The organism is Pseudomonas cucumis (genome assembly GCF_030687935.1).
GTDB classification, from domain to species: Bacteria; Pseudomonadota; Gammaproteobacteria; order Pseudomonadales; family Pseudomonadaceae; genus Aquipseudomonas; species Aquipseudomonas cucumis.
On sequence record NZ_CP117454.1, the window covers coordinates 5,350,960 to 5,375,227 of the forward strand.

The 24,268-nt window shown below is 60.9% G+C and carries 24 protein-coding genes; 11 read left to right on the forward strand and 13 right to left on the reverse strand.

Annotation, left to right across the window (positions count from 1 at the left end; all coding sequences use genetic code 11):
- Positions 1 to 128 precede the first annotated feature (128 nt).
- Together ypfJ and PSH97_RS24280 are read left to right on the forward strand one after the other, a co-directional pair.
- The gene (gene ypfJ / locus PSH97_RS24275) at positions 129 to 1,022 is read left to right on the forward strand and encodes a KPN_02809 family neutral zinc metallopeptidase (protein ID WP_305446996.1); all 894 of its coding nucleotides are present in this window, start codon (positions 129 to 131) and stop codon (positions 1,020 to 1,022) included.
- The gene (locus PSH97_RS24280) at positions 1,022 to 1,981 is read left to right on the forward strand and encodes an alpha/beta fold hydrolase (RefSeq protein ID WP_305446997.1); all 960 of its coding nucleotides are present in this window, start codon (positions 1,022 to 1,024) and stop codon (positions 1,979 to 1,981) included. Before ypfJ ends, PSH97_RS24280 begins: the two co-directional genes overlap by 1 nt.
- 32 nt (positions 1,982 to 2,013) lie before the next feature.
- On the opposite strand, the gene PSH97_RS24285 is transcribed toward PSH97_RS24280, so the two are convergent.
- The 3 genes from PSH97_RS24285 to PSH97_RS24295 form a co-directional block, all read right to left on the reverse strand.
- On the reverse strand, positions 2,014 to 2,607 hold the full coding sequence (locus tag PSH97_RS24285) for an HAD family hydrolase (protein WP_305446998.1): 594 nt from the start codon (positions 2,605 to 2,607) through the stop codon (positions 2,014 to 2,016).
- On the reverse strand, positions 2,604 to 3,473 hold the full coding sequence (tesB, locus tag PSH97_RS24290) for an acyl-CoA thioesterase II (protein ID WP_305446999.1): 870 nt from the start codon (positions 3,471 to 3,473) through the stop codon (positions 2,604 to 2,606). The genes PSH97_RS24285 and tesB overlap by 4 nt, the downstream gene beginning before the upstream one ends.
- 106 nt (positions 3,474 to 3,579) lie before the next feature.
- Positions 3,580 to 4,149, reverse strand: coding sequence for a GNAT family N-acetyltransferase (locus PSH97_RS24295; RefSeq protein ID WP_305447000.1), 570 nt, complete (start codon positions 4,147 to 4,149; stop codon positions 3,580 to 3,582).
- Positions 4,150 to 4,234: 85 nt separating this feature from the next.
- Here PSH97_RS24295 and PSH97_RS24300 point away from each other — a divergent pair, with 85 nt between their 5' ends.
- Complete coding sequence (locus PSH97_RS24300; protein ID WP_305447001.1) at positions 4,235 to 5,155, forward strand: histone deacetylase family protein; 921 nt, start codon at positions 4,235 to 4,237, stop codon at positions 5,153 to 5,155.
- A 185-nt stretch (positions 5,156 to 5,340) separates the two neighbouring features.
- On the forward strand, positions 5,341 to 6,582 hold the full coding sequence (locus tag PSH97_RS24305) for a TIGR03862 family flavoprotein (protein ID WP_305449864.1): 1,242 nt from the start codon (positions 5,341 to 5,343) through the stop codon (positions 6,580 to 6,582).
- Between the two features lie 140 nt (positions 6,583 to 6,722).
- On the opposite strand, the gene PSH97_RS24310 is transcribed toward PSH97_RS24305, so the two are convergent.
- Positions 6,723 to 8,057 carry a DEAD/DEAH box helicase gene (locus tag PSH97_RS24310; RefSeq protein WP_305447002.1) on the reverse strand — a complete coding sequence of 445 codons (1,335 nt, stop codon included), beginning with the start codon at positions 8,055 to 8,057 and terminating at the stop codon, positions 6,723 to 6,725.
- A gap of 78 nt (positions 8,058 to 8,135) precedes the next feature.
- On the reverse strand, positions 8,136 to 9,062 hold the full coding sequence (gene yedA / locus PSH97_RS24315) for a drug/metabolite exporter YedA (RefSeq protein ID WP_305447003.1): 927 nt from the start codon (positions 9,060 to 9,062) through the stop codon (positions 8,136 to 8,138).
- A 163-nt stretch (positions 9,063 to 9,225) separates the two neighbouring features.
- Here yedA and PSH97_RS24320 point away from each other — a divergent pair, with 163 nt between their 5' ends.
- Positions 9,226 to 9,678 (forward strand): Lrp/AsnC family transcriptional regulator, encoded by a 453-nt coding sequence (locus PSH97_RS24320; protein ID WP_123359120.1) that lies wholly within the window; start codon positions 9,226 to 9,228, stop codon positions 9,676 to 9,678.
- A 146-nt stretch (positions 9,679 to 9,824) separates the two neighbouring features.
- Here the strand turns inward: PSH97_RS24320 and PSH97_RS24325 are convergent, their stop codons facing one another.
- From PSH97_RS24325 to PSH97_RS24335, 3 genes are all read right to left on the reverse strand, one after another.
- A complete protein-coding gene (locus PSH97_RS24325) occupies positions 9,825 to 10,436 on the reverse strand; it encodes a 3'-5' exonuclease (protein WP_038981417.1) in 612 nt (203 codons plus the stop codon).
- Positions 10,437 to 10,458: 22 nt separating this feature from the next.
- The gene (locus PSH97_RS24330; RefSeq protein WP_030129509.1) at positions 10,459 to 10,938 is read right to left on the reverse strand and encodes a LabA-like NYN domain-containing protein; all 480 of its coding nucleotides are present in this window, start codon (positions 10,936 to 10,938) and stop codon (positions 10,459 to 10,461) included.
- 138 nt (positions 10,939 to 11,076) lie between these two features.
- Positions 11,077 to 11,838, reverse strand: a complete 762-nt coding sequence (locus tag PSH97_RS24335) for a DUF2076 domain-containing protein (protein ID WP_305447004.1) — start codon at positions 11,836 to 11,838, stop codon at positions 11,077 to 11,079.
- Positions 11,839 to 12,015: 177 nt separating this feature from the next.
- On the opposite strand from PSH97_RS24335, the gene PSH97_RS24340 reads away from it, so the two are divergent.
- Both PSH97_RS24340 and PSH97_RS24345 read left to right on the forward strand, forming a co-directional pair.
- Complete coding sequence (locus PSH97_RS24340; protein ID WP_305447005.1) at positions 12,016 to 12,690, forward strand: YciC family protein; 675 nt, start codon at positions 12,016 to 12,018, stop codon at positions 12,688 to 12,690.
- A 74-nt stretch (positions 12,691 to 12,764) separates the two neighbouring features.
- Positions 12,765 to 13,847, forward strand: coding sequence for an endonuclease/exonuclease/phosphatase family protein (locus PSH97_RS24345; protein ID WP_305447006.1), 1,083 nt, complete (start codon positions 12,765 to 12,767; stop codon positions 13,845 to 13,847).
- A 45-nt stretch (positions 13,848 to 13,892) separates the two neighbouring features.
- On the opposite strand, the gene hrpB is transcribed toward PSH97_RS24345, so the two are convergent.
- Positions 13,893 to 16,412, reverse strand: coding sequence for an ATP-dependent helicase HrpB (gene hrpB / locus PSH97_RS24350; RefSeq protein WP_305447007.1), 2,520 nt, complete (start codon positions 16,410 to 16,412; stop codon positions 13,893 to 13,895).
- A 109-nt stretch (positions 16,413 to 16,521) separates the two neighbouring features.
- Here hrpB and PSH97_RS24355 point away from each other — a divergent pair, with 109 nt between their 5' ends.
- Both PSH97_RS24355 and PSH97_RS24360 read left to right on the forward strand, forming a co-directional pair.
- Positions 16,522 to 16,941 (forward strand): polyribonucleotide nucleotidyltransferase, encoded by a 420-nt coding sequence (locus PSH97_RS24355; protein WP_237883098.1) that lies wholly within the window; start codon positions 16,522 to 16,524, stop codon positions 16,939 to 16,941.
- Positions 16,942 to 16,971: 30 nt separating this feature from the next.
- On the forward strand, positions 16,972 to 17,868 hold the full coding sequence (locus PSH97_RS24360; RefSeq protein WP_305447008.1) for a cation diffusion facilitator family transporter: 897 nt from the start codon (positions 16,972 to 16,974) through the stop codon (positions 17,866 to 17,868).
- Here the strand turns inward: PSH97_RS24360 and PSH97_RS24365 are convergent.
- On the reverse strand, positions 17,862 to 18,860 hold the full coding sequence (locus PSH97_RS24365) for a DUF6515 family protein (RefSeq protein WP_305447009.1): 999 nt from the start codon (positions 18,858 to 18,860) through the stop codon (positions 17,862 to 17,864). The genes PSH97_RS24360 and PSH97_RS24365 overlap by 7 nt on opposite strands.
- A 435-nt stretch (positions 18,861 to 19,295) precedes the next feature.
- On the opposite strand from PSH97_RS24365, the gene PSH97_RS24370 reads away from it, so the two are divergent.
- Together PSH97_RS24370 and PSH97_RS24375 are read left to right on the forward strand one after the other, a co-directional pair.
- On the forward strand, positions 19,296 to 19,775 hold the full coding sequence (locus PSH97_RS24370; RefSeq protein ID WP_007894448.1) for an Lrp/AsnC family transcriptional regulator: 480 nt from the start codon (positions 19,296 to 19,298) through the stop codon (positions 19,773 to 19,775).
- 211 nt (positions 19,776 to 19,986) lie between these two features.
- On the forward strand, positions 19,987 to 20,196 hold the full coding sequence (locus PSH97_RS24375) for a DUF2788 domain-containing protein (RefSeq protein ID WP_038981401.1): 210 nt from the start codon (positions 19,987 to 19,989) through the stop codon (positions 20,194 to 20,196).
- On the opposite strand, the gene PSH97_RS24380 is transcribed toward PSH97_RS24375, so the two are convergent.
- The 3 genes from PSH97_RS24380 to PSH97_RS24390 all read right to left on the reverse strand — a co-directional run bounded on the left by PSH97_RS24380 (position 20,191) and on the right by PSH97_RS24390 (position 24,238).
- On the reverse strand, positions 20,191 to 20,826 hold the full coding sequence (locus PSH97_RS24380) for a pseudouridine synthase (RefSeq protein WP_305447010.1): 636 nt from the start codon (positions 20,824 to 20,826) through the stop codon (positions 20,191 to 20,193). The genes PSH97_RS24375 and PSH97_RS24380 overlap by 6 nt on opposite strands.
- Positions 20,827 to 20,898: 72 nt before the next feature.
- Positions 20,899 to 22,398 carry an AMP nucleosidase gene (gene amn / locus PSH97_RS24385; RefSeq protein ID WP_161794734.1) on the reverse strand — a complete coding sequence of 500 codons (1,500 nt, stop codon included), beginning with the start codon at positions 22,396 to 22,398 and terminating at the stop codon, positions 20,899 to 20,901.
- A 190-nt stretch (positions 22,399 to 22,588) separates the two neighbouring features.
- Entirely contained in the window at positions 22,589 to 24,238 is a 1,650-nt protein-coding gene (locus tag PSH97_RS24390; RefSeq protein WP_305447011.1) for an acyl-CoA dehydrogenase family protein, read from the reverse strand.
- Positions 24,239 to 24,268 lie beyond the last annotated feature (30 nt).

The following is a 24,268-nucleotide window of genomic DNA, read 5'->3' on the forward strand; positions in this document are numbered from 1 at the left end:
CCGCTAATGTCGCCACTTAGGAGAACCCCTGTCGCCAAGGGCTGTCAGACGACCGGACTGGCGCCATACCTACTCACCGGCAACACTCATCACCATGCGCCTTCATCAGGTAAAAAAGAGGATCCCCCATGCTTTGGAAAAAAGGCCGACGTAGCGACAACGTGGTCGATGCCCGTGGCGATGATGTCGGTGGTGGGGGCGGTGGGATGCGTTTCGGTGGAGGCAAGGGCCTGAGCCTGACGGCGATCCTGTTGATCGTCGGGATTGGCTGGATCACCGGCCAGGACCCGATGCAGATCCTCGGCCAACTGACCGGGCAAATGAGCGAGCAATCGGCACCGGACACCACCCAAACCCGCAAGGCGCCCCCGGCCAATGATGAGGGAGCCGAATTCGTGCGCTCGATCCTCGGCGATACCGAAGACACTTGGCGCCAGATTTTCCAGCAGGCTGATCGGCAATATAAAGACCCGACCCTGGTGCTGTTCAACAACCGCGTCAACTCGGCCTGCGGCCTGGCGACTTCAGCAACCGGTCCCTTCTATTGCCCGGCGGACCAGAAGGTCTACCTCGATACGAGTTTCTTTCAGGAGATGTCCCAACGCTTTTCCGCCGCGGGCGACTTCGCCCAGGCCTACGTGATCGCTCACGAAGTCGGACACCACGTGCAGACCTTGCTCGGCGTTTCAGCGAAGATTCAGACCGCTCGCCAACAGGGCCGGCAGATGGAAGGCGACAATGGTTTGCTGGTGCGCCAGGAACTGCAAGCCGATTGCCTGGCCGGTGTCTGGGCCAACCATGCGCAGAAACGTCTGAACTGGCTGGAACCCGGTGACATCGAAGAAGCCTTGAACGCCGCCAACGCCATCGGCGACGACCGCTTGCAACAGCAAGGTCAGGGCCGCGTGGTGCCGGACTCCTTCACCCATGGCACTTCGGCCCAGCGAGTGCGCTGGTTCAAGGCCGGATTCGCACAGGGCCAGGTTGGCCAGTGCGACACCTTTGCCGCGAAGAATCTGTGATGCGTAAATGGCTGCTGGCTCTGTTAATCACCTGCGCAAGCACCCAGGCTGCCGAGCAGGGCGTCAAGGCAATCAGTTCCGGGCGCTTGCTGCTGAGCGCCGGTGAAATCGCGGTGAGCATCGGCCCGACACCGGCGAAAATCGAACGCGTGCTGATCATCGTCCATGGTCGATTACGCAATGCTGAAACCTACCGCCAAAGCGCCGAGCGCGCAGCCGAGCAGGCCGGGCAAAGTGCGAACACGTTGGTGCTCGCCCCGCAGTTTCTCAACGAAACCGACATTGCGAGCCATCCGGTGTCTGACAGCGTTTTACGCTGGCAAGGCAATGACTGGATGGCCGGCGGCTTATCCATCGCGCCGTTTACGATGAGCTCCTATGCGGCCCTCGACGAAATCATCGCTCGACTGGGTGATCGGCGACAGTTTCCGGACGTGAAGCAAATCGTCATCGCCGGTCACTCCGGCGGCGCTCAGGTGGTTCAGCGTTATGCCTTGCTGGGTCACCCTCAGCCAGCCCTCGATACGGAGGGCATAAAAGTGCGCTATGTGATCGCCAACCCTTCGTCGTACGCCTACTTCAATGAGCAACGGCCAGTAGCGTTCAGTCATGCGGGATGCCCGAATTTCAATCGCTGGAAGTATGGACTGGCGGGCCTGCCCGCTTATGCCGATGGGCAAACACCTGCGCAACTCGAAGAGAACTATGTCAAACGTGACATCGTTTATTTACTCGGCCAGCAGGACACCGACCCGAATCATCCGGCGCTGGATAAAAGTTGTGAGGCTAAAGCCCAGGGGGCTTCTCGATTGATTCGCGGGCGCAACTATTTCAATTATCTGAAGCGACGCCATCCTCAAGGGTTGAGCCAGCAGCTCATTGAAGTGCCTGGGGTCGGGCACAATGAAGACGGGATGTTTACCTCGCCCGAGGGGCAGAAGGCGTTGTTTGGTCAGTGAGTCTTGTGGCGTCTGATCAGACGCCCCATCTCTCAAGCCGAAAGCAGCTGTCGCAACTCCACGCAATCGCGCGCATGCCAATCGGCCAATTCCGGCCACGGATTATCCGGCAGATTCACCAGCACCGTCCGCGTCCCCGCCGCCCGCCCGCAATCCAGATCGAAGCGGTAATCACCAACCATCACCATTTCGCTCGCAGGAACCTTCCAGGCTTCGGCCAATTTCAGTAAACCACCAGGATGCGGCTTGGGCGGTGCTTCATCCCGGCCCAGTACATCCTCCACCGCGAAGCAGTCGGCCAGGCCAATCGCCTCCAGCGTGACATGGGCCAGCTCACGAGCATTGCGCGTGAGAATGCCCAGACGATAACCGCGCCCGGCCAATTCACGCACGAGCTCCACCGCACCCGGCGCCGGTTTCGAACCCAACGCCAGATCCCGCTCGTGCTCCAGCAGCCATGCGTGTTTGGCCGCGGCTTCATCGGCCGGCAGCGCCGCGAGGTGGGTGAGGATGTCGTCTTCGGCGGGAATCGCCAACGCCACGCGAATCGCTGCGAAGTCATGCACGGCCACCGTCAGGGTGCCGTCCATGTCGAACACCCAGTGCCGCACCTCGGCCAGGCTCATGCCCAATCCTTGCGATGACGAATCAGGCCTTCCTGGGTGACCGAGGCCACCAATTGTCCGGCACGGTTGAATACGCTGCCGCGGGAGAATCCGCGCGAGTTGCCGGCCCACGGGCTGTCCATGGCATACAGCAACCAGTCATCGGCGCGCAGGTCGGCGTGGAACCACAAGGCGTGATCAAGGCTGGCGACCTGCATGTCTTTCTGCCAGACCGATTTGCCATGGGGCAGCATCGAGGTGGTCAGCAGACCGAAGTCCGACGCGTAGGCCAGCAGGTATTTGTGCAATGCCGGGGTGTCAGCCAAGGCACCGTCGGCGCGGAACCATACGTATTTGATGGGATCGGCAGGCTGCGGGTTGTAGGGGTCTTTTTCGGTCACCGGCCGAACTTCGATCGGTTTCGGGCACAGCAATTTTTCGCGCATGTGCTCAGGGATCAGGTGCGCGCGCTGCTGGGTGAGCTCCAGCTCCGACGGCAAGTTTTCCGGGCCGACCACTTGCGGCATCTGCGTCTGGTGCTGGAAGCCTTCTTCGTCGTACTGGAACGAGGCGCTGCAGGTGAAAATCGGATTGCCCTTCTGGATCGCCGTCACCCGGCGCGTGCTGAAACTGCCGCCATCACGCACCCGATCGACCTGATACACCACCGGCAATTTGGCATCGCCCGGGCGCAGGAAATAACCGTGCATCGAATGCACATGGCGCGCCGGCTCAACTGTCTGACTGGCCGCCGACAGGGACTGGCCGAGTACCTGGCCGCCGAACAACTGACGAAACCCCAGGTCCTGGCTGCGGCCACGGAACAGGTTTTCTTCAATCGGTTCCAGGGTCAGCAGGTCTACCAGATCTTCCAACACTTGGCTCATTCAGACTCTCCTCACACAACGCAATGCCGCGCAGTCTTGGCTGCGGCGGTCGATTCAGTTTATGGCCCGGTTCAACATGAGGGTCATTGTAAACGTCCGCGCCTGCTTATCCATGCAAGGTTTGCAGCCATTGCTCACGGGTGATGCGGTACAACACATGCGGGCGCAGCGGATGATCGGCTGCAAGCCGCGGGTGCTCGAAGTCATCGGCGGGGGCATGGTGCATGCCGATCGCTTGCATGACTTTCTCGGATGGCAGATTGGTCCTGGTGGTGAATGCGACGACCTCTTGCAGCGCCAATCGGTCGAACCCGCAGCGCAGAGCGGTCCACGCCGCCTCGCTGGCATAACCCAGCCCCCAGTGCTCACGCGCCAGGCGCCAGCCGATTTCAACGGCCGGGGTGAAGGGCGCGTCGAAGCCGACTACACCCAGCCCGGTAAACCCGATGAACGCGCCGGTGTCCTTGCGCTCCAGCGCCCAGAGGCCAAAACCGTGCTCGGCAAAGTGCCCGCGAACCCGCCCGATCAGCGAGGCACTTTCCAGCCGACTCAAGGGCGCCGGAAAATAACGCATCACCTGTGGATCGGCGCACATCGCCGCAAACGCCGGTAAATCCTCATCACGCCACTGCCGCAACAACAGTCGTGCGCTTTCGAGTTCCAGTATCGGCTCCATCTCGTCCCCCTTTCCCATCCCGCAAGTCTACATCGCTGGTAGGATCCTTCACTCATTCCTACATGCCTTCCTGTATAAATCAGCCATGCCCCTGCCATTGATCTACCACGAAGACTACAGTCCCGAGTTCCCGGCGGATCACCGCTTCCCCATGGACAAGTTTCGCCTGCTGCGCGATCACTTGGTGGACAGTGGCCTGGCCCGCGACACCGACCTGCTGCGCCCGGACCTCTGCCCGCCAGAGATTCTCGCCCTCGCCCATGACCCTGCGTATATCGAACGCTACATGGGCGGCGAATTGTCCCGCGAAGACCAGCGACGCCTCGGCCTGCCCTGGAGCGAAGCGCTGGCCCGGCGCACGGTGCGAGCGGTCGGCGGTTCGCTGTTGGCGGCCGAACAGGCGCTGGAGCATGGCTTGGCTTGTCACCTCGCCGGCGGCACGCACCACGCGCATTACGATCATCCCGCCGGGTTCTGCATCTTCAACGACCTGGCGGTGATCAGCCATTACCTGCTGGAAAGTGGCCGAGTAAATCGGGTGCTGATCTTCGACTGCGATGTGCATCAGGGTGACGGGACTGCACGGATTCTGCACAACACTCCGGAGGCAGTGACCGTTTCCCTGCACTGCGAAAAGAATTTTCCTGCACGCAAAGCCGAAAGCGATTGGGATATTCCGTTGCCAATGGGCATGGGCGATGCCGATTACCTGAAGGTGGTGGACGACGCACTCAACTATTTGCTGCCGCTCTACCAACCGGACCTGGTGCTGTACGACGCCGGTGTCGATGTGCATAAGGATGACGCCCTGGGTTATCTGAAGCTGACAGACGAAGGCGTCGCCGCTCGCGATGAAAGCGTGATGCGTCACTGCCTGGGCCGGGATATTCCGGTGGTTGGCGTGATCGGCGGCGGCTACAGCAAGGACCGCAAAGCCCTGGCCCGCCGCCATGGCATCCTCCATCACAGCGCCCAACGGGTCTGGCAGTCATCAGGTTGTCATTGATCTATGGGTCTTTACCCACAATGCCTGTGGAACCGCCTGTGGATAACCTGAGTGAAAGGGTCTGCAGGCCATGCGGGGTGTAGGCTACAGAGCGGTGGTTGTTTTTTAACCAGCCCTCGAATCCTCCCACAAGGAGCAGGGCTGGTAGAATGCGCCCCCTATTCCGCCACGCCGCAGCTCTCGCCATGACCCAGCCCTCCACTTCCCTCCCCCCTCACGTCGCCATCATCGGCGGCGGCCCCGCCGGTTTGATGGCGGCTGAAGTGCTGAGTCAGGCCGGGATCAAAGTCGACCTGTACGACGGCATGCCTTCAGTGGGGCGAAAATTCCTCCTCGCCGGGGTTGGCGGCATGAACATCACCCACTCCGAGGCCTACCCGGCGTTTCTCTCACGCTATGCCGAACGGGTACCGCAGATTGCGCCGCTGTTACGGTCCTTCGGTGCTGAAGCGTTGTGCCAATGGATTCATGACCTGGGTATCGAAACCTTTGTCGGTAGCTCCGGCCGGGTGTTTCCTACCGACATGAAAGCCGCGCCCCTGTTGCGCGCCTGGCTCAAACGCCTGCGCGAAGCCGGCGTCGTTATCCACACCCGCCATCGCTGGCTCGGCTGGGATGACAACGGTGACTTGCGCATCGACAGCCCCGAAGGCGAAAAAACCGTTCAACCCGACGCGACCCTGTTGGCCCTCGGTGGCGGCAGCTGGTCGCGCCTCGGTTCGGACGGTGCCTGGATGCTGCCGCTGGAACAGCGCGGTGTAGGACTGGCACCGTTGCAACCGAGCAATTGCGGCTTCGAAGTGCAGGCCTGGAGCGAATTGATGGTCAGCAAATTCGCCGGCAGCCCGCTGAAAAACATCGCCATTGGCCTCAATGACGACGTGCCACGACTCGGGGAATGTGTGATCACTGCCACGGGGATTGAAGGCAGTTTGATCTACGCCCTGTCGGCACCGATCCGCGAAGCGATCAATCAACATGGCTCGGCAACCGTTCACCTCGACCTGTTGCCAGGCAAGCCTGTGGATAAAATCCAGTCTGCGCTGAGCAAACCGCGCGGTTCACGCTCCATGTCCAAACACCTGCACAGTCAGCTTGGCCTTGATGGCGTGAAAGCGGCGTTGTTGCGGGAGCTGACACCGGCCGACTGTTTTGCCGATCCGGCATTGCTGGCCAAGGCGATCAAGGCATTGCCGCTGACGCTGGTGAAAACCCGGCCATTGGACGAGGCCATCAGCAGCGCGGGGGGCGTGATGTTCGAGTCGGTGGATGAACGTTTGATGCTCAAGCAACTGCCCGGCGTGTTCTGTGCGGGTGAAATGCTCGATTGGGAAGCGCCGACCGGCGGCTATCTGCTGACCGCGTGCTTCGCCAGTGGGCGTGCGGCTGGGTTGGGGATGGTGGAGTGGTTGCAGCGCAAGGGCTGAAGACCGCGGCGCGCCGGCCCTGATCGTTCCCACGCTCTGCGTGGGAATGCAGCCCGGGACGCTCCGCGTCCCTACCGAAGCGGACGCAGAGCGTCCATTGAGGCATTCCCACGCAGAGCGTGGGAACGATCTTCAGAGGATCAAGGCTTACGCTTACGCGGCCCGGTATTGAACACCGGCACTTTACGCACAGGCTTGATCGAAGGCTCCGGCGCCGAAGCATCACCGCTCTCGACCCATTTACCCAGGTTGCGCTTGCCGCCACTGGAGGTCTTGGGCTTCTTCGGTTTTTTCGGTTTCTTGATCACCTGACCGCTGGCATCGGTATCCGGCACGCGGTGTTCAGGCTCGAAATCCTGCTCCATCTGACGAGTCAACGTCTGACGGGTCAGCATCTCGATGGCTGACAGCTGATTCACTTCATCAGCACACACCAGCGAAATAGCCTGCCCGGTTGCGCCCGCACGGCCGGTGCGACCGATGCGATGGATGTAGTCCTCCGCCACGATCGGCAGGTCGAAGTTGACCACCAATGGCAAATCTTCGATATCCAGACCACGCGCTGCCACGTCGGTGGCGACAAGGATTTGCACTTCGCTGGCCTTGAAACGATCCAGCGCCCGCTGACGGGTTGCCTGAGGTTTGTCGCCGTGGATGCCGTCGGCATTGATGCCCAGGCCCTGGAGCTTTTCCACCAACGCGTCTACGCCGTTACGGGTCTTGGCGAACACCAGCACCTGCTTCCACTTGCCCTTGCGCATCAAATGAACGAACAGCTCCGACTTGCGCTTCTTGTCCACCGTCACCACCCATTGCTTGACGGTGTTGGCAGCGACGTTGCGCGGGCTGACTTCGATGCTCAGCGGGTCGTTGAGCATTTGCCCGGCCAGCGTGCGGATGGCGTCGGAGAAGGTCGCGGAGAACAACAGCGTCTGACGTTTCTTCGGTAGCGCTTTGTAAATGTTCCCCAGCTCTTCGGAAAAACCCAGATCGAGCATGCGATCGGCTTCATCCAGCACCAGGGTTTGCAACTGGTTGAACTTGAGCGCGTTCTGGCGGAACAGGTCGAGCAAGCGGCCCGGAGTCGCCACCAACAGGTCGACGCCTTTGCGCAGCTTCATCATTTGCGGGTTGATGCTGACACCGCCGTACACCGCATACGTGCTCAACGGCAGGTTCTCGGCGTACTGGCGCACGGCTTCGTGAACCTGCTCGGCCAGTTCGCGGGTCGGCACCAGGATCAATGCGCGCACGGAGTTGGCGCTGACTTTCGGCCCTTCCATGGCCAGCAACTGCAGCAGCGGCAAGGCGAAACCGGCGGTTTTGCCGGTGCCGGTCTGGGCTGCGGCCATCAGGTCGCGACCGGCCAGTACCGCCGGAATCGCTTGTGTCTGCACCGGCGTAGGGGTCTGGTAGCCGAGCGTCTCGAGAGCGCGCAGCAAGGGTTCGATCAGGCCAAGGGTGGCGAAAGTCATGGGAGTACCGTAGGAAAATTCAGCGCGGGTTGTTCAATACAAGTGTGCAAAACAAGATGCAATGGCGCGCAGTTTACCCTAATTCGCTCGGGATTCTGTCGGCACCACTACGGCAGGCCGATCCGCACCACGGCGCCACTGCGGCAACCCGATCAACACCACGGCGCTGATGATCACTGTCATGGCCAGCGCTTCTTCAATACCAATGGTCTCGCCGACAAATACGATCCCCAGCAACACCGCCACCGCCGGGTTGACGTAGGCATAACTGGTGGCCGCTGCCGGACGCACGTGTTTCAACAGATACATGTAAGCGTTGAAGGCAATGATCGAACCGAAGAACGTCAAGTACGCCAGCGCCGCCCAGCCTTCGATCGGTGGCATGCTCTCCAGATGCTCGCCACTCACCGCGCTGCCGATCAACAACACCACGCCGCCCACCAGCATTTCCACGGCACTGGCCATCGCGCCCTGTGGCAACGGCAAGTGTTTGCTCCACACCGAACCGAAAGCCCAGGACGCGGCCGCGAACACCAGCAACGCCGCACCCAACGGGCTCGATTGCAGATTGGAACCAAGGTTGAGCATGGCGATACCGATCAGCCCGAGCACAATCCCGGCCCATTCGAGACGGGTATTACGCGCCCCCCAGAAATATCCGCAAAGCAAGGTAAACAGCGGCACCGTTGCCACCGCCAACGCGGCAACGCCGGAAGCGACACCGGTGTGTTCAGCCACGCTCACTGCTCCGTTACCGCACGTCAGCAGCAAAATCCCGATGATCCCCGCCGCTTTCCATTGCGCCCACGTCGGTGCCGGTGCCCCGCGCCAGCGCAGGAACGCGTACATCAACGTACCGGCGATCACGAAGCGGATACCGGCGAGCAACAACGGCGGCCAGTACTGCACGCCGATTCGAATCACCAGGTAGGTCGACCCCCAAATCACGTACAGCGCGAAAAAAGCAGCGATCAGCGGTAAGGAAAAACGGCGTATGCCAGGCATGGGCAGCTCGAGAACAAGACAAAGAGAGCAGCTATTCTAGAAAGGCCAACGGCGGAAAATAAGTTACAAAACCTGTTTATAGCGCCGGTACACTTTTCAAAGCACGGAGTTCAGCGCTATAAACCGTGCTTTCGAAAGTCAGTCTTTTTTCAGGAATGCCATGATGGACAAATACGACCGCATGCTCCTCAGCGCCCTGTTGGAAAACGGTCGTGCGTCCTACGCCGAACTGGCGCGCAAGGTGAACCTGTCCGCTCCGGCGGTGGCCGAGCGCGTGGCCAAACTTGAGGCCTGCGGGGTGATCACCGGCTACCAGGCGAAAGTCGACATGGCCAAGCTTGGCTTGCCGATCCAGTGCGTCATCGAACTGCGCCTGAACCAGCACGGCAATCAGAAAACCTACGACGAACTGATCAAAATCCCACAACTCACTGAATGCCATCGCGTCACCGGCGACCCGTGCGTGATCATGCAAGCGGCCGTGGGTTCGATGCCGGAGCTGGAAGAGTTGATCAACCGTATCGCCACGTTCGGATTCAGCAAGACCTCGATCGTGCTGTCGAGCGCCATCGAAAAGCGCGTGCCGTTGGGGCAGTTGGAAGGGAATGGCAAATAGCTCTTCTGTAGGAGCTGTCGAGTGAAACGAGGCTGCGATCTTTTGGCTTTTAAGATCAAGATCAAAAGATCGCAGCCTCGTTTCACTCGACAGCTCCTACAGGCCGGGGGGGGGAGGCAGGAGGTCCGGGATTTGCGGTGTTTCAGTCAGAACCCACGATGCCGCTTCAAATGCTCATTAATCTTCGCCGCCGGCACTTTCTGCAAACTGACGAGCAGATCATGGGACAACTCCCGCAGCCCATGCTTGCGCCGCAACTCTTCAGCCAGGTGCGCCGTCAGGTTGGCCGCCATTTCGGCATCGGCCATGGCCCGGTGAGCCTTGCCGGTATTGGGCAGGCTGGCGAAAGTGGTGAGGGTGCCGAGTTTGTGGTCCGGCGCGGCGGGCATCAGGCGGCGGGCGAGTAACAGCGAGCAGGCAAAGTTCTGCAAGCGTGTGCGTTTGATTCGCCCGAGCTCGTAGTCCCAGAACTTCTGGTCGAACGCAGCGTTGTGCGCCAACAGCGGCGTGATACCAACGAACTCATTGACCTCGTTCATCACCTGCTCGGCCGAGGGCGCGGTGCGCAGCATGGCGTTGCTGATGCCGGTGAGTTGCTCGATAAAGGCCGGCACCCGCACGCCAGCGTTCATCAGGCTTTGGTAACGCTCGACGATGCGCCCCTGTTCAAGAATCACCACGGCAATTTCCGTGGCCCGGCAGCTGCTGCTCGGGGAGAGTCCGGTGGTTTCAAAGTCGATGACTGCTATGCGTTCCAAACCTGTTTCAACTCCGTAAAAATCAATTCTTGAGCAGCAACGCGCCTTCGATCGGCACATAACGGCTGGCGGCGCGGATCAGCGAATTGGCGGTGAGACCGGGCACGCCATAGGCGACCGCTTGCACGCCGTGCTTGCTGATGATGCGTTCCAGCAGCATGTCGAAATCGCCGTCACCGGAGGCCAGCACCACTTCGTCGACATGGTCGGCGGCATCCATGATGTCGAGGGTGATGCCCACGTCCCAGTCGCCTTTGGCCGAACCGTCGCTGCGCTGGATGTAGGGCTTGAGCTTCACGATGAAACCGAGATTGCGCAGGATCTGCTGAAACTGCTGTTGTTTGCTGTCGCCACGATCGATCGCATAGGCATAGGCCTCGACGATCTGCCCTTCCTTACTGACGTCAGCCCACAGCGCGGCGTAGTTGAAGTGGCAACCATAGGCCTGACGCACGGTGTAATAGAGGTTCTGGACATCGGCGAACACTGCGATTTTTTTCACCGTACATCCTCTTTGGCGTGCCGAAGCACGGACAGGATCAGGCACCAGGGCCCGAAAAGTGGCCCAGTATGCCAGCCCGAAGGATTGTTCCGCGAATAATCGGCCCGGGGCGCCATCGCGCCCCAGACGAATGGTGTATCAGATGAAGGAATCGTCGTCGCTACCGAAGAACGATGAGCTGTCCTCGCTATAGTCGGCGTCGGCGAATCCGCCTTGATCGCTGGAATTGTCAGCCACACGCTGATCGTCGCCCCAGCCATTGCCGCTGTCGCTCTGGTCGTTGACCTGAGCCGGTTCTTCCTTGATGACTTCAACCACTTCCGGCTGCTGATTGTGCTGAAACAGGCTGCTGATGCCCTGCGCCAGCATCACACCACCGGCCACACCCGCTGCCGTTTTCAACGCACCACCAAGGAAACTGCTGCCGGCCGCCGGAGCTTGTTGTTGCGGTGCATAGTTCTGCTGCGGTGCGGCACCGAAGTTTTGCTGTGGCGGCTGCGAGTTGAACGACGGCCGCCCCGGTTCACGCCAGCCCCCATTCGACGGGGCTGCGCTTTGAGCCGGCGCAGGCTGCGGATCACGGGAGCCACCACCGAAGATGCTCGACAAAAAGCCACCGCTGCTCGGCGCCGGTGCCGCCGTCTGGGCCTTGGCCGATTGCAGTTCAGCCTGCAATTGCTGGACTTTTTGGGTGAGTTGCTTGTTCTGTTCGTCGAGGCTCTTGATGGCTGCCTCTTGCACCAGAATCGCCTGGGTCATGAAATAGCCCGCCGCTGGCTGGCGAGTCAGGTGTTCCTTGATCCGCGCTTCGGCCTGGGCATCGCGCGGGGCTGAGTCCGTTTCGGCCTGTTGCAGCCGGGAAAACAGTCCATCGATCAGGGTTTGTTCTTCGCTGTTCATGGCGACCTCATAGATTGCCGGGAAAATCGTCGCCCTCATCCACGGTGGATAAGGTGCTCACCAGTAATGGGGCTGATACAGGATGTTTCAATGACCTTTACCGAACGTTTACGTTTGCGCCCCAAAGGGTTTCATCGGTTAAAGTGAGGCACTGCTTTCAACCTGCGATACCGACTGATGAATCCGTTCGACGTACTGCGTGACTCTCTGTATTTCTTCAAGCGCAACCTGCGCCAGATCGTGCAGCTGTGCCTGCCGCTGGTGATTGTCGAGGCGCTGCTGCAACAAGTGGTCGATCACTCCACTGAGCCGGACAGTTTCCCCGGCATCAGTGTATTGGTCGGCCTGCTGGTGTATCCGCTGTACACCGCCGCACTGATCCTGTTTCTCGATGCCCGCAGCCGTGGCGAATCGCCGCGCACCCGCGACTTGCTGGCGACCTCCGCGACCCTGTGGCCGCGTTTCGCCCTGCTGACCGCCCTCAATACCCTGCTGATCCTGATCGGCCTGTCACTGTATTTCCTGCCGGGGATCTGGCTAATGGTGACGCTGGCGTTCGGCGAATACCTGCTAGTGCTGCGCGGCCTGGCGCCGCTGGCGGCGATGAAGGAAAGCCTGCGCCTGACCCGCGGGAATTTCCTGCGCATTCTGGTGTGCATTCTGTGCGTGATGGCCCCGCTGTGGGTGCTGAAGGGGGCGACACTGGCGGTTTACCCTGACCCGCAGAACCCGGTGATCTCGCTGCTGATCGACAGCGCCCACAGCTTTCTGCAACTGTTCACCAGCGTGGTGGTGTTCCGTTTGTTCATGCTGATCGCCGATGCGCCCGAGAAAGCCGACGGGGCGCTCTAAGCGCTCTACCCTTGGGCTTGGGCGCTGCTCTCGGTTATGCTCGGGGTCAATTTTGTAACGCTATAAGCCGAGCCATGACCCGTCTACTGCGCTACACCCTGCTGTGCGTGCTGATTGCCATTGGCCTGATTGCATTGATGCTCTACAGCCTGACCTGGCGCCCCGAAGCCAAGGAAGTGCTGCCGGTCAGTTGCAACGCCCAGGCGCCGACGCTGGTGCCCGGCCAGGCGCTGAAGGTGATGACTTGGAACGTCCAGTATCTGGCAGGCAAGCGCTACGTATTCTGGAACGACCTGGCCGCAGGAAACGACGAGCGCCCTACACCTGAAGACATGGCCTTTAGCCTCGACGAAGTGGCACGGGTGATTCGCGACGAGAAACCGGACATCGTGCTGTTGCAGGAACTCGATGACGGCGCCAAAGCCAGCGACTACCAGAAGCAGTTCAAATTGCTTCAGGATCGAGTCACCGACCTGTATCCGTGCAGCGCTCAGGCCTTCGACTGGAAAGCCGACTTCGTGCCAGAACCGCACATCTTCGGCAGCGTCGGCCGGCAATTGGCAACCCTGAGCCGCTACCAGATCGAACACGCCGAACGCCTGCAATTACCGGTCGCATCGGCCAATTTCATCAGCCGTCAGTTCAAGCCGAAAAACGCCTTGCTGGTCACTCACCTGCCATTGAGCAACGGCGGCCAAATGGCCGTGTTCAACACCCACCTGGAACGTGCCACCACCCCGCTCGACGAAACCTTGCAACGCCAGGTGGCAGCCGTGACCAAGGTCCTCGACAAGTATGAAAGCCGCGGCACGCCGTGGCTGATCGGTGGCGACTTCAACCTGTTGCCGTTGGGCCAGTATCGACGCCTGCCCGCTGAACAACGCACGCCCTACTCCGCCGACAGCGCACTGCATGTGTTGTGGGACAGATACCCGATGATCCCCACCAACAACGAAGCCAGCGGTATCGACCGGGCGCAATGGCTGACTCATTACCCGAATGACCCAGGCTTGAACGGCCCGGACCGGACCGTCGATTACCTGTTTTACAGCCCGCACCTCAAACGGGTTGAGGCGAGGGTGAGGCAGGACGATACGTTGCGCATTTCCGATCACATGCCAGTGATTGCGCGGTTTCTGTTGCCGGCCGCGCCTTAAATTTGCGGCGTTAGTGAAAGATCGCAGCCTGCGATCTTTTGACCTTCAGCTTTTACGCGGTTTGATCCGCGCCGTCGCCTCGGCCACCAGCGGATCATCCGGCCAGTAGTGCTTCGGATACCGCCCCTTCAAGTCCTTCTTCACCTCGGCATACGTACTGCGCCAGAAGTTCGCCAGGTCCTGCGTCACCTGCACCGGTCGCCGCGCCGGAGACAGCAAATGCAGTTTCACCACTTGCCGGCCCCCAGCAATGCGCGGCGTCTCGGCCAAGCCGAACAACTCTTGCAAACGCACCGCCAGAATTGGCGGCTGTTCACTGTAATCCAGACGAATCGATGAACCTGACGGCACGCTCAAATGATGTGGCGCCAGCTCGTCCAGCCGTTGCGGCAGTGGCCAGGGCAACAGGTTATGGATGATGCTCGACAGGTCCAGATTGGCGAAGTGACTGAGCCGCGAGACTTTGCCCAGATACGGCATCAACCAGTGTTCGAGACTTTTGAGCAGAGCGGTGTCGCTGACATCCGGCCACTCACTCTCACCCTTGCTGCCAAGGTCCAACTGCCGCAATAACGCAACTCGTGCCTGCCACTGACGGAGTTCCGGGGTCCACGGCAATAGCTCCAGACCTTTGCGCCGCACCAGATTCACCAGTGCCTGACTGCGAGCGCTTTCATCGAGCCCGGTCAGCGGCTCACGGCTAAGAATCAATTCGCCAACCTTGCGCTGACGCTCGGCCCGCAACACGCCTTCGCGCTCACCCCAATCCAGTTGATCGACCACGCGCACTTGCTCGGCCAGCACCGAATCGAACAGCGTCGGATCGAAATCAGCCGCCAGATAAATCCGCTCTTCACGCTGGCCCTGGCGACTGCCCAGATCGGCGATCACCAGCCACGGTTGTTTCATCAAACTGTCGGCTTCGGCGAACAGCGCTGCGCGACCGTTGGCCAATCGATACTCCGCGCCACCGGCCCGCCGCTGTTGGGCGACCCGGTCGGGATAAGCCAACGCCAGCAACGCGCCAAGCCAGCGCGGATGCTCGGGATCGCTGACCGGTTCCGACGCCTTTCCTCGCAGATAACCGCGGTACTGCCGCGCCAATTGCCGGGCCCGTTGAACGCCGCCCTGAGCACCACGAGCGGCTCGTTCTTCGCCGGACAGCAGCACCAGTCGACTGTGCAGATCCGCGCCAGCGCCACGCAAGATATCCCGCTCACCGAGCAGTGCCGCCACATCACAGGCCATGTCGGCCAAGCCGAGCGCCTGACCACGCAACAGCAAATGAGCGATCCGCGGATGGGCCGGCAGTTCGGCCATGGCCTGACCATGACGGGTCAGCGCGTCCCCCTCCAGTGCGCCCAAACGCTCAAGAAGATCCTGAGCCTGTGCATAAGCCGCTGCGGGCGGGATATCCAGCCAAACCAATTGACTCGGCGTCACGCCCCAACGCCCCAGTTGCAAGGCCAGTCCGGCAAGATCCGCCGAGAGGATTTCCGCACTGGCGTAAGCCGCCAGTTGCTCGTGCTGATCCTGCGACCACAACCGATAACACACGCCCGGTTCCAACCGCCCTGCCCGGCCCGCGCGCTGAGTGGCGCTGGCTTTGGAAATACGCTGAGTATCGAGGCGGGCCATGCCGCTGCCCGGATCGAAACGCGGCACCCGCGCCAGCCCGGCATCGATCACCACGCGCACACCGTTGATGGTCAGGCTGGTCTCGGCGATGTTGGTGGCCAACACCACTTTGCGTTTGCCTGCGGGCGCCGGATCGATCGCCGCACGCTGCGCCGCCAGATCCAGTTCGCCGTGCAACGGGCAAAGCAACACCGGCGTGCCCTCGCCCAGCGCATCGACCAATTGTTGATGCACCCGACGAATCTCCGCCTGCCCCGGCAAGAACACCAGCAGGCTGCCGGTCTCATCGTTCAGCGCGTCGAGGATGGTCTGCACCACTCTTGGCTCAATGAACTCACCGGGCTGAAACGGCCGCCCCCAGCGCATCGCCACCGGGTACATGCGACCTTCGCTGCGCAGAATCGGCGCATCATCCAGCAACCCGGCCAGGCGTTCACCTTCCAGCGTTGCCGACATCAACAGAATTTTCAGCGGTTGGTCGTCGCGAAACAGCTCGCGGCCATTGAGACTCAGGGCCAACGCCAGATCGGCGTCGAGACTGCGCTCGTGGAATTCGTCAAAGATCAGCAAACCCACGCCTTCCAGCGCCGGGTCATCCTGCAAGCGCCGGGTGAGGATGCCTTCGGTGACCACTTCGATCCGGGTGTTGGGGCCGACCTTGCTGTCGAGACGAATGCGGTAGCCCACGGTTTCACCGACCTTCTCGCCCAGTTCACTGGCCAATCGCTCCGCCGCCGCCCGCGCGGCCAAGCGGCGCGGTTCGAGCATCAGAATGGTCTGCCCGGCCAGCCACGGCTCATCGAGCAAGGCCAAGGGCACGCGGGTGGTTTTACCGGCGCCGGGCGGTGCTTCGAGCACGGCTTCGTGGCGTGTAGCGAGGGCTTCACGCAGGGCGGGTAAAACTTCATCAATCGGCAAAGAAATCATGCTGGCTCCCAAACAGAGCGGCGAGTATAACGGCGAACTGCTCGGCGTTTGTCGCGGTCCTAATTCATACAGACGACGCTTCGTTTCCAGATAACTCAGGAGATTTCACATGCGTGCTCCCTTTCGCTTGATTGGCGGTGTACTGGTCGCGACCTTGCTGACCCAAATGACCGCCTGCGGCACGATTTTCTACCCCGATCGTCGCGGTCAGATCGATGGCAAGATCGACCCGGTCATCGTCGCGCTGGATGCCGTGGGCCTGCTGTTTTATATCATTCCGGGCCTGATTGCCTTTGCCGTGGACTTTGCGACTGGCGCCATTTACTACGAGCCCGGCCGAACCGCCCAGGTGGCTCCGGAAAAACTCAAGGAAGCCATCGGCGCCGACGGCAAGGTCGATAACCACAAGTTGCAGACTATTCTCGAAACTGAGTTGGGCCGCAGCTTCCCGCTGGACGATCCACGTCTGATCCAGCACAAGGGCAGCACCCAGCAACTGGCCATGTTCGGCCTGCAACCCGCTGCGTAATCGGTGCACTAAAAAGGAAAAGCCGCACTTATGACCACCAGTACCGAACACGCCCGCCTGCTGCGGCTGGCGACGCGCGCCTCGGTGGCGGTGGCGTGCACGCTGATCGTCGCCAAAGCCATCGCCTGGTGGCTGAGCGGCTCGGTGAGCATGCTCGCCGGACTGACCGACTCGGCCCTCGACGGCATCACTTCGCTGCTCAACCTGTTGGCTGTGCACTATGCCTTGCGCCCGGCCGATGATGATCATCGTTATGGGCATGGCAAGGCCGAATCATTGGCAGGCATGGCTCAGGCACTGTTCATCGGCGGCAGTGCGGTGCTGATTACCTTGCAGGCGATCGAACGGTTGAAACATCCCGAGCCGGTGAGTGCGCCATGGCTCAGCATCGGGGTGATTGTGTTCTCCCTCGCGCTAACCGTGGCCCTGCTGATATTGCAGCATCGGGTGATCAAGGCAACCGGCTCCAACGCCGTGCGCGCCGACTCCTTGCATTACCGCTCGGACCTGCTGCTCAACGGCAGCATTCTGGTGGCCCTGGTACTGGCCGGGTTTGGCTGGCATCAAGTCGACCCCTGGTTCGGCTTGGGGATTGCCGCTTACATCCTTTGGAGCGCCATTCACATCGCCCGGGAAAGTTTTGCAGTGCTGATGGATGAAGAACTGCCGCCGGATGTCAGCCGCCACATGCTCGAACTGGCCTGCAGCGTGCCGGGCGTTCTGGGTGCCCACGACCTGCGCACACGGATCTCCGGCAACCATTGGTTCGTGCAGTTGCATTTGGAATTGCCGGGGGATTTGACCCTGTCAGTCGCCCACGCCATCAGCGATCAAGCCGCCGATGCGATTCACGCCGCCTACCCGCGAGCCGAAGTGCTGGTGCACGCCGACCCGCAGGAAGTGGTGAAAGCCGCCAGGGTTCAGTAACTCACCTGATAACCGCGGCTGCTCAGGCAGTTGCCCTGGGCCTGTCGGTAGGCTTGCACCACCGACGGAGCCGGTTGATAGGTGACGGCCCGCGGATCGAAACCACTCTGATCCACGGCCCAGCGATAGCATTCGTAACCATCCCGGCTGACTTCCTCCGGCGACTGGCCGTTGGCCGGATACGCCACCACGTCGTAGCCATTGCCGGCCGATTGCGGCTGCACGGGCGGTTCGACCACCACGTAATCCTGAGTGCTCTCCTGGTAGGCGTAATACGCGCCGGCCGCCAGGAACAGCAGCGCACCACCGATCCATACTTCACGGGCGTAATCGGGCAAGTATCTGACCCGAATTCCGCGAGGCGGCTGAACCACCACGTAACGCGGGCCTTGCGGGCGATACCAGTAACCACCGGAATAGAAATAATCCTGGCCACGATACGGTACGCGGTAGTTGCGCTCGGGGAAGCGGTCGATCACGTACCCCGGACGATACTGCGGGCCGGGGCCCCAACCATTGCCGCGCCCATCCGGGCGACCGGGCCAGCGGCGATCATCGTGACGTGAGCCCTGCCCGCCAGTCTGCCAGTGCTGGTTGTCATAGTTGCGCGGCTGCTCGTCCTGATAGTAGCCACGCCGGGGTTCCTGGGTCTGGCGCACAGTATCGGGCCGGCCCTGAATCGGCAGATTGTTACTGGGTTGTTGCGGCGGGCGGCCCTGAACATTGGGATCGTGCGACGGAAGGTTCTGACGCTCGCTGCCCTGGTTCTGGTCGTGCAGCTCGAACTTGCGGCTGTTATCGCCACGAATGATTTCGTTGTTCTGCGGCCGGGGCGGGTTGTTACCGCGATGGCCCTGGTCATTGCCCTGATGATCCGGCCCCCGTTGACCGCCATCGGGCCCACGGATTTGCGGCTCGTCGGCAAGCGATTGCGCAGTGACACTCACACACAGCAAACCAACACCGGCCAAACGCCAGATGCGCGACTTCATGCTTTTCCTCACTGCGGGTTAGGACCTGTACATAAGACTGGGAAAGCGCAGGCCGGTTCTGCAACAGGTTATCAGTCACGCAACTTATTTATTGAGGGGCGCCGATAAATTCCGGGCAATAAAAAAGGGAGACCCGTCGGCCTCCCTTTGAGAACTTCGTCCGTGCTCGACGCTTATGACGTCGGCTCACCTCACGCCGTCTTCTGGACAGTGTGTAGCTCGGGGGCCAACACATCCCCGGTGGGGGTGGCGACCGCAGCTGGCCTGATTGGGCGAGCCGCACTGGACTGTTTGTCCGAGCAGTGATTCTGGTGATAAGAATAGGCCCGGAGCGACGACAGAGGATTGCGAAGATTGCTCAAATAAACATCACTTGCGCAATTTTTAACTCAGGATAGATAATCCTCCGCAATAGTTATGACAAAGGCCTGATTGATGAGCAAACTCGACCGATACGACCTGAGCATTTTGGCGGAATTACAGCGCGACGCGCGCATCTCCAATCAGGAGCTGGCCGAACGCATCGGCCTGTCGCCTTCGCCTTGCTCGCGGCGGGTCAAGCAACTGGAAGACGACGGTTACATCACTCGCCAGGTCGCCCTGCTGGACCGCAAGATGCTCGGCCTGAGCCTGACCGCCTATGTGCTGATCGGCATGGACCGCCATACACCCGAGCGTTTCGAGAACTTCGAAGCCGCCATTCGCACCTTGCCGCAAGTGCTGGAATGCAGCCTGGTGACGGGAATGGATGCGGACTATCAGCTCAAAGTGGTAGTGCCGGACATGGACCACTATCAGAAACTGCTGCTGGGGCATCTCACCCGTATTGAAGGGGTGACCAGTGTGCGGTCGAGTTTTGTGTTGAATCAGGTGCTCAACAGCACCGAGTTGCCACTGACTCATTTGCGCAGCTGAGGACGCCATCGCGGGCAAGCCCGCTCCCACAGGTTATGCGTCAGTCACAGTATTGCGCTCGACACAAAGCCTTGTGGGAGCGGGCTTGCCCGCGATGGCGTCGGCACAGGCGACGAATAGCTGCGACACACTGCCGCAGGTCAATACTTCACCAATCCCCCTTGGCATATACTCCCCCGCGTTTTAGCCCCACCCGCGCTGGAGATATTCAATGGATCCTGCAGTACTCGAAGAGTGGATGATGACTGGCCTGGTCAGCATCCTGATCATTTTCATGGGTTTCATCGTCTGGGATCTGGCGAAAAAATCCAAGGCCGGGCGCTTCGGCTCGTTCATTCTGTTCTTCGTACTTGGGCTGGGCGTGGCCGCATTCGTGGTCAAAAGCGTGGTCATCGGCATGATCGAATCCGGCACTCTATAAGCGCGCCGGCACTTCCTTCCACTGGCCCTGATCGAGCCCTTCGATCGACCAGTCGCCGATTTTGACCCGTACCAGACGCAACGTCGGCAAGCCGACCGCCGCGGTCATGCGCCGTACCTGACGGTTGCGGCCTTCGCGAATCACCAGTTCCACCCAACTGGTCGGTACGCTTTTACGAAAGCGCACCGGCGGGTTGCGCGGCCACAGTTGCGGCTCATCCAGTTGTCGCGCTTCGGCTGGCAAGGTCATGCCGTCGTTCAATTCGACACCCTCGCGTAAACGCTGCAACTGCTCAGCGCTCGGTTCGCCTTCCACTTGCACCCAGTAGGTCTTGGCCAGTTTGTGTTTCGGGTCGGCAATCCGCGCCTGAAGCTGGCCGTCGTTGGTCAGCAACAGCAAGCCTTCGCTGTCACGGTCCAGCCGCCCTGCCGGGTAGATTCCCGGAATCTCGATGAAATCCTTGAGCGTCGCCCGCCCTTCGCCGTCGCTGAATTGCGTCAGCACATCGAACGGTTTGTTGAACAGAATCAGCTTCGGCTCGGCCGGCGGCGCTTTGGCGACACGGCGCGGGGCTGATTGCGGTTTATTCGCGCCAGGGCGGCGAGAGTCGGGACGTTGAGGACGAGACATGAGCAAAGGAACATCTAACGGTCAGGGCTGCTAATGCTAGTGCCCTGACCGCCAAATGACCACGACAAACCGTTAGCGGAACGGCGGCTCGTCAAAGCTGCGCAGTTTGCGCGAGTGCAGCGAGTTGAGCTCGGTGCGCAACAGATCCACCGCTTCGATGCCGATCTTCAAGTGTTGGCTGACCGCGCGTTCATAGAAGGCGTTGGCCGAACCCGGCAGTTTGATTTCGCTGTGCAACGGTTTATCCGACACACAGAGCAATGTGCCGTATGGCACCCGCAAGCGGTAACCTTGCGCGGCAATGGTGCCGCTTTCCATGTCCACCGCCACGGCGCGGGACAGGTTGATCAGCGGACGTTCCTGCGCCCAGCGCAGTTCCCAGTTGCGGTCGTCGTAGGTCAACACGGTGCCGGTACGCAGGCGCTTCTTCAGCTCGTCGCCCTTCTCACCGGTGATGTTGGCCGCCGCTTGCTGCAACGCCATCTGCACTTCGGCCAGGGCCGGAATCGGAATGTTCGGCGGCACAACCCGGTCGAGAATCCCGTCGCGGCGCATGTAAGCGTGGGCCAGCACGTAGTCACCAATGGTCTGCGACTGACGCAAGCCGCCACAGTGGCCGATCATCAGCCAGCAATGCGGACGCAGCACCGCCAGGTGGTCGGTGATGTTCTTGGCGTTGGACGGGCCGACGCCAATGTTCACCAGGGTCACGCCATGGCCGTCGCTGGCGATCAGGTGATAGGCCGGCATCTGGTAACGATGCCAGACCACGCCCGCGGCAATCGCCGACGCCTCGCCGTGGTCCATGCCTTTTTCGATGATCACATTGCCCGGCAACACCATGCGCACAAAACGCGGATCGTTGCGCAGTTGCTCCAGGCCATGAACGATGAACTGGTCGACGTAGCGGTGGTAGTTGGTCAGCAGAATCCACGGCTGCACATGGCGCCAGTCGCTGCCGGTGTAATGCACCAGCCGGCGCAGGGAGAAGTCCACCCGCGCAGCGTCGAACAGGGCCAGTGGCAGCGGGTCGGTGTTTTCCCAATCGTACAAGCCATCGGCGATGCCATCGGTGGCGGCCGACAAATCCGTACTCGGGAACACGCGCGCCAGCACCGCCGCCGTGACGCCGGAGCCGGCCAGTTCATCACCCTGCTCGACCACGTACGGATACGGAATGTTCTGCTGACTGACGCCGACTTCCACGGTCACGGTGAAGTCATGCATCAACGGGACGAGTTGTTCCAGCAGGTATTTGCGGAAAGCGCGGGGATGGGTGACGGTGACGCTGTAGGTTCCCGGCAGTTGAACCTTGGCATAGGCGCGAGTGGTCTGTGGGACTTCACCCTGGCAAAGGTAGGTCAGACGCAACTCGGGATATCGAAATAGAGCACGCTGTTCAGCGTCCGGCTCGACGCGATCCTTGAGATAACGCTTGAGCGCCTGATTCAGCGCTGTGGTTGCACGCTCGTGCAAGGCAGCAAGCCGATCCACGGCTTGCTCGGCGGTTTGAACGACAATAAACGCTTCGGTCACGATCAGCTTCCTGTGTTCTGACTTGCAGACCTTCATCTTGCCTGCATCATCGCTTCACGGGAACAGTGGCGTGTTGGCTGCACATCAATTCTGATACACAGATAAACCCTGTGGGAGCGGGCTTGCCCGCGATGACGTACGAACAGTCGACATCAATGTCATCTGATGCACCGCTATCGCGGGCAAGCTCGCTCCCACAGGTTTTGTGGTGTTTATTCGATTGTGGTCAAAAGCCCTGCGGCGTCGACCGGACCACAATCGCTTCCACATCCAGCCCGCGCGGCAACGTTCCATACACCCGACCGGCCGAGCCCAGGCGACTGGCGATGAAAGCATCACTGACTGCAGCATTCCCCGCTTCCAGCAACAGCTTGGCCTGAAGCCCCAAGGCGATGTCTTCGGTGAGTTGGCGGGCGCGGTATTGAATGTCGTCGGTGTCCTTGAACGCCGCCTGCAATTGGCGGATGTGCGCGGCCAGGCGTTTGTCACCATGACCGTCGCCCAACTCGCTGAACAGCACATCAAGCACACCCGGTTCTTTCGACAACGCACGCAACACATCGAGGCATTGCACGTTGCCGGAACCTTCCCACGTCGAGTTGACCGGGGCCTCACGGTACAGACGCGGCAGGATGCTTTCTTCGACATAACCGGCGCCGCCCATGCATTCGGCCGCCTCATTAATCATCGCGGGCGCGCGTTTGCAGATCCAGTACTTGCCCACCGCCGTCACCAGCCGGGCGAATTTCGCCTCGTGGTCGTCATCCAGATGATCCAGCGCCCGGCCCATGCGCAAACTCAAGGCCAACGCCGCTTCGCTTTCCAGGGCCAGGTCGGCCAGCACGTTTTGCATCAAGGGTTGCTCACTGAGCAATTTGCCACCGACCTTGCGATGGGCGCAGTGATGGCTGGCCTGGGTCAGCGCCTGGCGCATCAGCGCGCTGGAGCCGACCATGCAATCGAAACGGGTCATGGCAACCATTTCGATGATGGTCGGAACACCCCGGCCCTCTTCGCCGACCATCCAGGCCAGGGCGCCACGGAACTCCACTTCGCTTGAGGCATTGGACCAGTTGCCGAGTTTGTTCTTCAGCCGCTGTATGTAGAACTGATTGCGCGTGTCGTCCGGGCGATGACGCGGCAGCAGGAAACAGGTCAAGCCTTTGTCGGTCTGGGCCAGAGTCAGGAAGGCATCGCACATCGGCGCCGAGCAGAACCACTTGTGGCCCACCAGTTCATACGCCTGACCGGGCCCACTGGCGCCGACCGGATAAGCCTTGGTGGTGTTGGCCCGCACGTCGGTGCCGCCCTGTTTCTCGGTCATGGCCATGCCAATGGTGACCCCGGCCTTGTGGGCCATGCCGACGTTGCGCGAGTCGTATTCGGTGGCGAGGATTTTCGACAGCCATTGTTCGGCCAAATCCGGTTGCAGGCGCATCGCCGGGACGCTGGCGAAGGTCATGGTCAGCGGGCAACCGCTGCCGGCTTCAGCCTGACTGTGTAAATAGGTCATGGATGCACGGGCAACGTGGGCACCCGGTTGCGGGTCGGTCCAGGGCAAGCCAGTCAGGCCATGCTCCACCGCCGTGCGCATCAACTCGTGGTAGGCCGGGTGAAACTCCACCACGTCGATGCGATGGCCGTAACGGTCATGGCTGACGAACACCGGTTTGTTCTGATTGGCCGCAAACCCCGCCTCCATCAGCGGCCCGCCGGCCAATGCGCCGTAAGCGTCGATCCGCGACTCGGCCCAACCGGCATCGAAACGCCGCGACCACTCCTGCAAAGGCAGGTCGATGCGATAGAGGTTGGTACCGTCCAGCGACGGTGGCTGGTTGGTGACTTCGTGGGTTTCGGCGAACTGATGCAGGTTCATGACGGGGCTCCTTTGGTCAGCCAAGGGACT

Coding starts and splice junctions, on each gene's coding strand:
- PSH97_RS24345 (WP_305447006.1), top strand. CDS start 12,765: ATGACCCGTCTACTGCGCTACACCCTGCTGTGCGTGCTGATTGCCATT.
- PSH97_RS24340 (WP_305447005.1), top strand. CDS start 12,016: ATGAATCCGTTCGACGTACTGCGTGACTCTCTGTATTTCTTCAAGCGC.
- PSH97_RS24370 (WP_007894448.1), top strand. CDS start 19,296: ATGAGCAAACTCGACCGATACGACCTGAGCATTTTGGCGGAATTACAG.
- PSH97_RS24280 (WP_305446997.1), top strand. CDS start 1,022: ATGCGTAAATGGCTGCTGGCTCTGTTAATCACCTGCGCAAGCACCCAG.
- hrpB (WP_305447007.1), bottom strand. CDS start 16,412: ATGATTTCTTTGCCGATTGATGAAGTTTTACCCGCCCTGCGTGAAGCC.
- tesB (WP_305446999.1), bottom strand. CDS start 3,473: ATGAGCCAAGTGTTGGAAGATCTGGTAGACCTGCTGACCCTGGAACCG.
- PSH97_RS24355 (WP_237883098.1), top strand. CDS start 16,522: ATGCGTGCTCCCTTTCGCTTGATTGGCGGTGTACTGGTCGCGACCTTG.
- PSH97_RS24320 (WP_123359120.1), top strand. CDS start 9,226: ATGGACAAATACGACCGCATGCTCCTCAGCGCCCTGTTGGAAAACGGT.
- PSH97_RS24285 (WP_305446998.1), bottom strand. CDS start 2,607: ATGAGCCTGGCCGAGGTGCGGCACTGGGTGTTCGACATGGACGGCACC.
- amn (WP_161794734.1), bottom strand. CDS start 22,398: ATGAAGGTCTGCAAGTCAGAACACAGGAAGCTGATCGTGACCGAAGCG.
- PSH97_RS24295 (WP_305447000.1), bottom strand. CDS start 4,149: ATGGAGCCGATACTGGAACTCGAAAGCGCACGACTGTTGTTGCGGCAG.
- PSH97_RS24305 (WP_305449864.1), top strand. CDS start 5,341: ATGACCCAGCCCTCCACTTCCCTCCCCCCTCACGTCGCCATCATCGGC.
- PSH97_RS24335 (WP_305447004.1), bottom strand. CDS start 11,838: ATGAACAGCGAAGAACAAACCCTGATCGATGGACTGTTTTCCCGGCTG.
- PSH97_RS24375 (WP_038981401.1), top strand. CDS start 19,987: ATGGATCCTGCAGTACTCGAAGAGTGGATGATGACTGGCCTGGTCAGC.
- PSH97_RS24380 (WP_305447010.1), bottom strand. CDS start 20,826: ATGTCTCGTCCTCAACGTCCCGACTCTCGCCGCCCTGGCGCGAATAAA.
- PSH97_RS24310 (WP_305447002.1), bottom strand. CDS start 8,057: ATGACTTTCGCCACCCTTGGCCTGATCGAACCCTTGCTGCGCGCTCTC.
- yedA (WP_305447003.1), bottom strand. CDS start 9,062: ATGCCTGGCATACGCCGTTTTTCCTTACCGCTGATCGCTGCTTTTTTC.
- PSH97_RS24300 (WP_305447001.1), top strand. CDS start 4,235: ATGCCCCTGCCATTGATCTACCACGAAGACTACAGTCCCGAGTTCCCG.
- ypfJ (WP_305446996.1), top strand. CDS start 129: ATGCTTTGGAAAAAAGGCCGACGTAGCGACAACGTGGTCGATGCCCGT.
- PSH97_RS24365 (WP_305447009.1), bottom strand. CDS start 18,860: ATGAAGTCGCGCATCTGGCGTTTGGCCGGTGTTGGTTTGCTGTGTGTG.
- PSH97_RS24390 (WP_305447011.1), bottom strand. CDS start 24,238: ATGAACCTGCATCAGTTCGCCGAAACCCACGAAGTCACCAACCAGCCA.
- PSH97_RS24360 (WP_305447008.1), top strand. CDS start 16,972: ATGACCACCAGTACCGAACACGCCCGCCTGCTGCGGCTGGCGACGCGC.